Annotated in this window: 7 protein-coding genes and 1 riboswitch; of the genes, 5 read left to right on the plus strand and 2 right to left on the minus strand. The window is 61.7% G+C overall.

The window, feature by feature from the left end; all coding sequences use genetic code 11:
* Positions 1–71: 71 nt before the first annotated feature.
* A complete protein-coding gene (locus ACE04F_RS01785; protein ID WP_434696057.1) occupies positions 72–1,511 on the minus strand; it encodes a TolC family outer membrane protein in 1,440 nt (479 codons plus the stop codon).
* A gap of 157 nt (positions 1,512–1,668) precedes the next feature.
* A riboswitch (TPP riboswitch) is annotated at positions 1,669–1,774 on the plus strand.
* A gap of 175 nt (positions 1,775–1,949) precedes the next feature.
* Here ACE04F_RS01785 and thiC point away from each other — a divergent pair.
* Together thiC and cytX are read left to right on the plus strand one after the other, a co-directional pair.
* Positions 1,950–3,839, plus strand: coding sequence for a phosphomethylpyrimidine synthase ThiC (gene thiC, locus ACE04F_RS01790; protein ID WP_486104321.1), 1,890 nt, complete (start codon positions 1,950–1,952; stop codon positions 3,837–3,839).
* Between the two features lie 171 nt (positions 3,840–4,010).
* Positions 4,011–5,303, plus strand: coding sequence for a putative hydroxymethylpyrimidine transporter CytX (gene cytX / locus ACE04F_RS01795; protein WP_486104323.1), 1,293 nt, complete (start codon positions 4,011–4,013; stop codon positions 5,301–5,303).
* Here cytX and ACE04F_RS01800 read toward each other — a convergent pair.
* Positions 5,272–6,018: a DUF3298 domain-containing protein gene (locus ACE04F_RS01800; RefSeq protein ID WP_486104325.1), complete on the minus strand. Its 747-nt coding sequence runs from the start codon at positions 6,016–6,018 to the stop codon at positions 5,272–5,274. The two genes, cytX and ACE04F_RS01800, sit on opposite strands and share 32 nt — an antisense overlap.
* 214 nt (positions 6,019–6,232) lie before the next feature.
* Here ACE04F_RS01800 and ACE04F_RS01805 point away from each other — a divergent pair, with 214 nt between their 5' ends.
* The 3 genes from ACE04F_RS01805 (at position 6,233) to cpdA (ending at position 8,208) form a co-directional block, all read left to right on the plus strand.
* Positions 6,233–6,850 carry an NUDIX domain-containing protein gene (locus ACE04F_RS01805; RefSeq protein ID WP_486104327.1) on the plus strand — a complete coding sequence of 206 codons (618 nt, stop codon included), beginning with the start codon at positions 6,233–6,235 and terminating at the stop codon, positions 6,848–6,850.
* Positions 6,841–7,293 (plus strand): DUF1249 domain-containing protein, encoded by a 453-nt coding sequence (locus ACE04F_RS01810; protein WP_003186471.1) that lies wholly within the window; start codon positions 6,841–6,843, stop codon positions 7,291–7,293. The genes ACE04F_RS01805 and ACE04F_RS01810 overlap by 10 nt, the downstream gene beginning before the upstream one ends.
* 99 nt (positions 7,294–7,392) lie before the next feature.
* Complete coding sequence (gene cpdA / locus ACE04F_RS01815; protein WP_486104329.1) at positions 7,393–8,208, plus strand: 3',5'-cyclic-AMP phosphodiesterase; 816 nt, start codon at positions 7,393–7,395, stop codon at positions 8,206–8,208.
* Positions 8,209–8,402: the final 194 nt, after the last annotated feature.

The following is an 8,402-nucleotide window of genomic DNA, read 5'->3' on the forward strand; positions in this document are numbered from 1 at the left end:
CCCCCCCCCCCCCCCCCCCGCCACAGGTAGGCCGCGTCACCCCAGGAATCACTCGTTGCCAGTGAGGTGTGCTACTGCGCTGGTCGCGAGCGCAACTGCTCTGCTGCGGCCTGTGCCAGGTCCGGCGGCAGGAAGTCCTTGTCCGGGTTGTAATCGGGCTTGAGATAGCGTGACAGGGCCTGCAGGTCTTCCGGGCTCAAGGTGCCGGCGGCCTGCTTGAGACGCAGGTTGTCGAGGATGTAGTCGTACCGGGCATTGTTGTAGTCGCGCACCGAAGTGTACAGCTGGCGCTGGGCGTCGAGCACATCGACGATGTTGCGGGTGCCCACCTGATAGCCGATTTCCGTGGCGTCCACCGCGCTCTGGTTGGAAATGATCGACTGGCGCCGGGCCTGGACCTGTTCCACATCGGTGTTTACCGCGCGGTGCAGGTTGCGGGTGTTTTCCACCACCTGGCGACGCAGGCCTTCGCGCTGCTGCTCGGTCTGGGTGAGTTGCGAGTAGGACTCACGCACCTGGGAGCTGGTCAGCCCGCCGCTGTAGATCGGAATACTCAATTGCAGGCCGATGGTGCGTTGCTCGGCGTCGCCGCCGTAGCGCTGGCCGGTGGGGTTCGGGTTGGTAAAACCGAGGCCGTCGTTGTCACCTTTGCGGTACTGCGCGATGGCGTCGAGGGTTGGCGCGTGGCCGGCCTTGCGCTGGCGCAGGGTGTCTTCGGCGGCGGTGACGGCGTAGTTGCTGGCCAGCAGGTTGAGGTTTTGCCGGGCAGCGGTGTCGACCCAGGCCTTGGCGTCGTTGGGCGCCGGCGGCAGGATCGGCAGGGTATGGACGACGCCCTGGATCGCATTGTATTGGCGGTTGGTCAGGGTGATCAGCGCTTCGAAGGCATCTTCGACCTGGCGCTGCGCGATGATCCGGTTGGCCCGGGCGGTATCGTAGCTGGCCTGGGATTGCAGCACGTCGGTCTTGTCCGACAGGCCGACGTCGAAGCGTTCGTTGGACTGGTCGAGCTGACGCCTGAACGCGGCTTCCTCGGCCTTGGTCGAGGCCAGGTTGTCCTGGCTGCGCAGCACATTGAAATAAGCTTCGGCGCTTTGCAGGATCAGGTTCTGCTCGGTGGCCGACAATTGCAGCGAGGCTTGTTCATTGACCGATTTGGCGGCCTGCAACTGGAACCAGCGGTCGGCGCGGAAAATCGGTTGGGACAAGGTGGCCTGGTACACCGTCGAGCTGCGGGTGGCGGTCATCGCCGGCTGGTCGAGCTCGGTGCGAGTGTTGTTCAGGTCGGCTCCGGCCGAAAGATTGGGCAACAGCCCGGCGCGGGCCTGGGGCACCACTTCTTTCTGGGCGCCGTATTGGGCGCGGGCGGCGGCCAGGTCGGCGTTGTTGTCCACCGCTTCCTGGTACACGCTGACCAGGTCGGTTCTGGTGGATAACGGGGCTTCGGCGGCCCAGGCCATTCCATTGGTCGCACAAGACACGGCAAGGGCCAGTGAGAGTTTGCGCAGCATGAGGCGATCCCTACGTTCAAAATTGAATGCGCATAACAGGCGCGCGGCGTAGCGAGTGTAGTTGCGCCTACGCACGGCAACAATCCTGTATATGCGCCATTCATCACGGCTTTTGCCCTGGCGATGGCGTTCTGCGCCGGTTGTGTCTAGACTGGCCGGGTTCTTGTCGGGGTGCCTTGCTATGAGGCTGAGATCGAATAATTTCGGATCCCGTTGAACCTGATCAGGTTAGCGCCTGCGTAGGGAACAAGATTTCTCGTCACCCGGCGAGTCCTCTTGTGCTTCGTCCGGGATGTTGTTCGACAATCGACTTTCGATCTTCGAACAGGCTCGAGCAGCAAGCACAGCGTCCGCACTTTCGTGCAGGGACGTGTCCATTCGCCACAGGTTCGCTCCGACAAAAATCCACTGCCTGGATGTGTGTCTGGAGAGCCCGTGATGACGACAAAATCAAAAAACGCGACCAACCTCAGTGAATCGGCCCAGGTCGATCAGCAATCGGTTCAGCCCTTTACCCGCTCGCAAAAAATCTACGTCCAGGGCAGTCGCCCGGATATCCGCGTGCCGATGCGCGAAATCAGCCTCGACGTGACCCCTACCGACTTCGGCGGCGAAATCAACGCGCCAGTGGTGGTGTACGACACCTCCGGCCCCTACACCGACCCGAACGTGACCATCGATGTGCGCAAGGGTCTGGCTGATGTGCGCTCGCCGTGGATCGAAGCCCGTGGCGACACCGAGCGTCTCGCCGGCCTGAGTTCCAATTTCGGCCAGGAACGCCTGGCCGATCCCGAGCTGACCAAGCTGCGCTTTGCCCATGTAAACAATCCGCGTCGCGCCAAGCCGGGCGCCAACGTCAGCCAGATGCACTACGCGCGCCAAGGCATCATCACCGCCGAGATGGAATACGTCGCCATCCGCGAAAACATGAAACTGGAAGTGGCCCGCGCCGCCGGTCTGCTGGACCAGCAACACGCCGGTCACAGCTTCGGCGCCAGCGTGCCGAAAGTCATCACCCCGGAATTCGTCCGTGACGAAATCGCCCGTGGCCGCGCGATCATCCCGGCCAACATCAACCACACCGAACTGGAACCGATGATCATCGGCCGTAACTTCCTGGTGAAGATCAACGGCAACATCGGCAACAGCGCGCTGGGTTCGTCCATCGAAGAAGAAGTGGCGAAGCTGACATGGGGCATCCGCTGGGGTTCGGACACGGTCATGGACCTGTCCACCGGCAAGCACATCCACGAAACCCGCGAGTGGATCATCCGCAACTCGCCGGTGCCGATCGGCACCGTGCCGATCTACCAGGCCCTGGAAAAAGTCGGCGGCGTGGCCGAAGACCTGACCTGGGAGCTGTTTCGCGACACGCTGATCGAACAGGCCGAGCAGGGCGTCGACTACTTCACCATCCATGCCGGCGTGTTGCTGCGTTATGTGCCGATGACCGCCAAGCGCGTCACCGGTATCGTCAGCCGTGGCGGTTCGATCATGGCCAAGTGGTGCCTGGCGCATCACAAGGAAAACTTCCTCTACACCCACTTCGAAGACATCTGCGAAATCATGAAGGCCTACGACGTCAGCTTCTCGCTGGGCGACGGCCTGCGTCCAGGCTCGATTGCCGACGCCAATGACGAAGCGCAGTTCGGCGAGCTGGAAACCCTCGGCGAGCTGACCAAGATCGCCTGGAAGCACGACGTGCAATGCATGATCGAAGGCCCGGGTCATGTGCCGATGCAGTTGATCAAGGAGAACATGGACAAGCAGCTGGAATGCTGCGACGAGGCGCCGTTCTACACCCTCGGCCCGCTGACCACCGACATCGCGCCGGGCTACGATCACATCACCTCCGGCATCGGCGCGGCGATGATCGGCTGGTTCGGGTGCGCGATGCTCTGCTATGTCACGCCGAAGGAACACCTCGGCCTGCCGAACAAGGATGACGTCAAGACGGGAATCATCACTTACAAAATCGCCGCGCATGCTGCCGATCTGGCCAAAGGGCATCCGGGCGCGCAGATCCGTGACAACGCCTTGAGCAAGGCGCGGTTCGAGTTCCGCTGGGAAGACCAGTTCAACCTCGGCCTCGACCCGGACACCGCCCGCTCGTACCACGACGAAACCCTGCCGAAGGATTCGGCCAAGGTCGCGCATTTCTGTTCGATGTGCGGGCCGAAATTCTGCTCGATGAAAATCACCCAGGAAGTGCGCGAGTACGCGGCCAACCAGCGCATTGAAGCGGTGGATGTCGACGTCGCCCAAGGCTTGGCGGAGCAGGCGGAGCGATTCAAGAAGGAAGGTAGTCAGCTTTACAAGAAAGTCTGATCTGAGCTGGGGGCGGTGGTGATCTTGCCGCCGCCTTCGCGAGCAGGCTCGCTCCCACAATGGATCTGCGGTGAACACGGATTTTGTGAACGACCGAGTTCCACTGTGGGAGCGAGCCTGCTCGCGAAAACAATCATCAGAACAACAAATACCCCTCTGAGATAACAACCCTTGAACATCCAACCCAGCACCTATTCCCCAGACACCGCCGTGCCCCTGGACAAACGCGTCTTCGGCGCCCGCGATCTGTTTTCCCTGTGGTTCTCCCTGGGCATCGGCCTGATGGTCTTGCAGGTCGGCGCCTTGCTCGCGCCGGGTCTGGGCCTGAGCGGTTCGTTGCTGGCGATTTTCCTCGGCACGCTGGTGGGCGTCCTGCTGCTGGCGGCGGTCGGGGTGATCGGCAGCGACACCGGCCTGTCCGCCATGGCCGCGCTCAAGCTCAGCCTCGGCGGCAAGGGCGCGAGCGTGCCCGCGGTGTTGAACCTGCTGCAGCTGATTGGCTGGGGCTCGTTCGAAATCATCGTCATGCGCGATGCGGCCAGCCTGCTCGGCGCCCGTGCCTTCAGTGAAGGCAGCCTGGGCACCAACCCTTTGCTGTGGACATTGTTCTTCGGTGCGTTGGCGACCTTGCTCGCGGTCAGCGGACCGTTGACGTTCGTGCGCAAGGTCCTGCGCAAGTGGGGCATCTGGTTGCTGCTGGCGGCTTGCATCTGGTTGACCTGGAACCTGTTCGCCAAGGCTGACCTCGCCGCGCTGTGGGATCAGGCGGGCGATGGTTCGATGTCGCTGGCGGTGGGGTTCGATATCGCCATCGCGATGCCGCTGTCGTGGTTGCCGCTGATTGCCGACTACTCGCGTTTCGGCAAGCGCGCCAAAAACGTCTTCGGCGGCACGGCCGTGGGGTTCTTCATCGGTAACGTCTGGCTGATGAGCCTCGGCGTGGCCTACACCCTGGCGTTCGCGCCGAGCGGCGAAGTCAATGCGTTGCTGCTGGCCCTGGCCGGTGCCGGGTTGGGCATCCCGTTGTTGCTGATTCTTCTGGACGAGTCGGAAAATGCTTTCGCCGACATCCACTCGGCGGCGGTGTCGACGAGCATGTTGTCGGGGCTGAAGGTCGAGCACCTGGCCTTGGCGATTGGTGTCATCTGCACCGTGATTGCCTGCTTCGCGCCGCTGGCTCAGTACCAGAACTTCCTGTTGCTGATCGGCTCGGTGTTCGCTCCGCTGTTCGGCGTGGTGCTGGTGGATCACTTCATCCTGCGCAAGCGCAGCAGCCAGGTGCGCTCAGTCGCGTTGCGCTGGCCGGCGTTGTTGGCCTGGCTGGGCGGGGTGAGTACCTACCACCTGCTGGCCAACTTCTATCCGGACATCGGCGCAACGCTGCCGTCGTTGATCCTGGCTGGGTTGCTGCAGCTGTTGCTGGGCCGGGCCTTCAGCTACGGCCGGGAAACAGCTCGGGCTTGAGGATGCCGTTGAGGCGTGGGTAGGCGATCTTCAGTTCGATGTGGCCCAGGGCGTACGGCGCGATGGTGCTCACTTCGTATTTGAGGATCACCCCGCCGTAGGTCAGCGCGATGTGCGGAGTTTTCTGGAAGGACCACTGTTTCAGGAATTCCGGTTCCTGATCCAGCTTGGTGCTGATCAGCCAGCTGTTGTGGGCCACTTGCGCGGCTTTCCAGAAGGCTTCTTCCTGGCCGGGCAGCAGCATGTCCGACAGCGTCAGCACCTTGTGCTGCTGGCGCGAATAGTTGATGAAGCCGCGACCTGGGGTGCCGTGAGCGCCGCCGGTGTCCAGGTAGCTGGACAGCTCGATGATCACCAGGCCGTCATGTTGCTCACGTACCTTGGCCTGCAGATAGCTGCTGTTGCGCGGCGCGGCGCTGCGCAGAAACTGTTCGCGATAGGCGGCCAGGGTCGGCGCCACCGGGGCGTCCGGGGTCGTGCGGGTCATTTGCAGCAGACGTTTTTCGATGATGCCGTCCAGCGCGGGCTCGGTGGGGAAATGCAGGGTGTCGATATTGACCAGCGGGCAGTCGGCGCTGGCGCAGCCAGGCTGTAATTGCTCCGACGCATCGCGAGTGGTCTCCAGCGGGGCGCGGTAATTGGGTTGGAACAGGCTCTGGCAGGCGCCCAGGATCAGGGCAATGGCGGCCAGCGAAGCAATCTTGAAAAGCGACATGGGCGTCCTTCGTGAAACAGGGAAAGGCAAAAAGTTACCCGCTTCGACTGTCGGCAGGGCAATCAGTTCGCCACTAAGCTCATTAGAGTTCTTTCACCTTCTGCCGTCCATCCCGATCAGTGGAAAGGGGCTGCATCAAACGGTACGGGCGCGTTAGGATGGCGCGAAGCCGAGGCTGGAACCTCGCATCGTTCCACTGCACACGAGGATTGTCATGACCGATTTCGCCAACGCCACACCGAGCAACGTGGACATCGTCAAGCGTGAAACCTGCTTCAAGGGTTTCTATAAGCTCGACCGCCTCGTCTTGCGCCACGAGCTGTTTGCCGGTGGCATGAGCCGTGAGATCAGTCGTGAACTGTTTGTACGTCATGACGCAGTGTGTGTGTTGCCCTACGATCCGCAGCGCGACGAAGTGGTGTTGATCGAACAGTTTCGCGTGGGTGCCATTGGCAAGACCGCCAATCCCTGGCTGGTTGAACTGGTGGCCGGCCTGATCGACAAGGACGAGCAACCGGAAGAAGTTGCTCATCGCGAAGCGCAGGAGGAAGCTGGGCTGGTCTTCGCTGCGCTCTGGCCGATGACCAAGTATTTCCCGTCGCCGGGCGGCAGCAATGAATTTGTGCATCTTTACCTGGGGCGTTGCGACAGTACGGGGGCCGGCGGCCTGCATGGCCTGCTGGAAGAAGCTGAAGACATCCGCGTGAAGACCTGGGCTTTCGAAGACGCCCTGCAAGCCGTGCGCGACGGACGTATCTGCAACGCGGCCAGTATCATTGCCTTGCAATGGCTGGCCTTGAATCGAGATGAAGTGAGGGGGCTATGGTCCTGAACAAGCTGCGCGATCGTTATCGCGTCGACCTGGTGGGGTTGCAGGCCGCCTGCGAGGCCAACTACGCCCGCCTGATGCGCTTGTTGCCGGACATGCGCAACGACCCGGCACCACGCCGCATCGCCGTGACCCACGGTGACCAGATGCTCGGTGTCCTGGCCCTGGAAGTGCTGCAGACCTGTCCGTACACCACCACATTGCAGGTGCGCCAGGAACACAGCCTGCCCTGGCTGCCGGTGCCGCAACTGGAAGTACAGGTCTATCACGACGCGCGCATGGCTGAAGTGGTCAGCGCCGAACATGCACGACGCTTTCGCGGCATCTATCCTTACCCCAATGCGTCAATGCACCAGCCGGACGAAAAGGCCCAGTTGAACCTGTTCCTGGGTGAGTGGCTGAGTCATTGCCTGGCGCTGGGCCACGAGTTCGAAGTCGTACGGTAGTTGTGAACCGGTTCCGGTTCGCGGGTTTCCCCTTTCGATCATCCCCCAGCATAATTGCCGCTTCATGCAACGGCGTGATTGCGCCTGGGAGATAGCGATTTGCCGAGCGTATCCAGCTTGACCACTGCCGACGCGGCGCTGCTGGTCCAACTGTCTGACAGCCATTTGTTCGCCGAGGCCGATGCTTCGTTGCTGGGCATGAACACCCGTGACAGCCTGCGAGCGGTGGTTGATCTGGTACTCCAGCAGCAACCGGACATGGACCTGATGCTCGCCACCGGCGATTTGTCCCAGGACGGCACGCTGCAATCCTACGCGGCATTTCGGCAACTGACTGCGCGTATCAATGCGCCGGCGCGGTGGATTCCGGGCAATCATGATGAGCCGCAGGTGATGCTTGAGGCGGCGGTCCAGAGTACGTTGCTCGATCCGGTGGTGGACATTGGCAATTGGCGGGTGACGATGCTCGACTCCGCCGTGCCCGGATCGGTGCCTGGGTTCTTGGCCGAGGAGCAATTGATTGTGTTGGCCAATGCGCTGAGCGAGGCGCCGGAGCGGCATCATCTGGTGTGTCTGCATCATCATCCGGTGTCGATTGGTTGTGCGTGGATGGAGCCGATCGGGTTGCGCAATCCGGAGGCGCTGTTTGCGGTGCTGGATCGGTTTCCGCAGGTGCGGGCGGTGTTGTGGGGGCATGTGCATCAGGAAATTGATCGGATGCGTGATGGGGTTCGTTTGTTGGCTTCGCCTTCGACCTGTATCCAGTTTGAGCCGGGGAGCGAGGATTTTGCGGTGGGTGGGCAGGCGCCGGGGTATCGGTGGTTGCGGTTGTTGCCGGATGGGCGGTTGGAGACGGGAGTTGAGCGGGTGGTTGGGTTTGCGTTTACCCCGGACTATGGCTCCAACGGGTATTGAGGCTTACAGCTGGCCTGTCTCTCCCGGTTGTACTGCGATCAAACTGTGGGAGCGAGCTTGCTCGCGATGGCGGTCTGATTGAGTACATATCCATTTCTGCGGTAACGGCTACTTAGGGTTCCGCCCTTACGGCGGCTCACTTTTTTTCAAACGCCAAAAAAAGTAAGCAAAAAAGGCTTGCCCCACCACTCGGT

The organism is Pseudomonas sp. AGC41 (assembly GCF_057334555.1).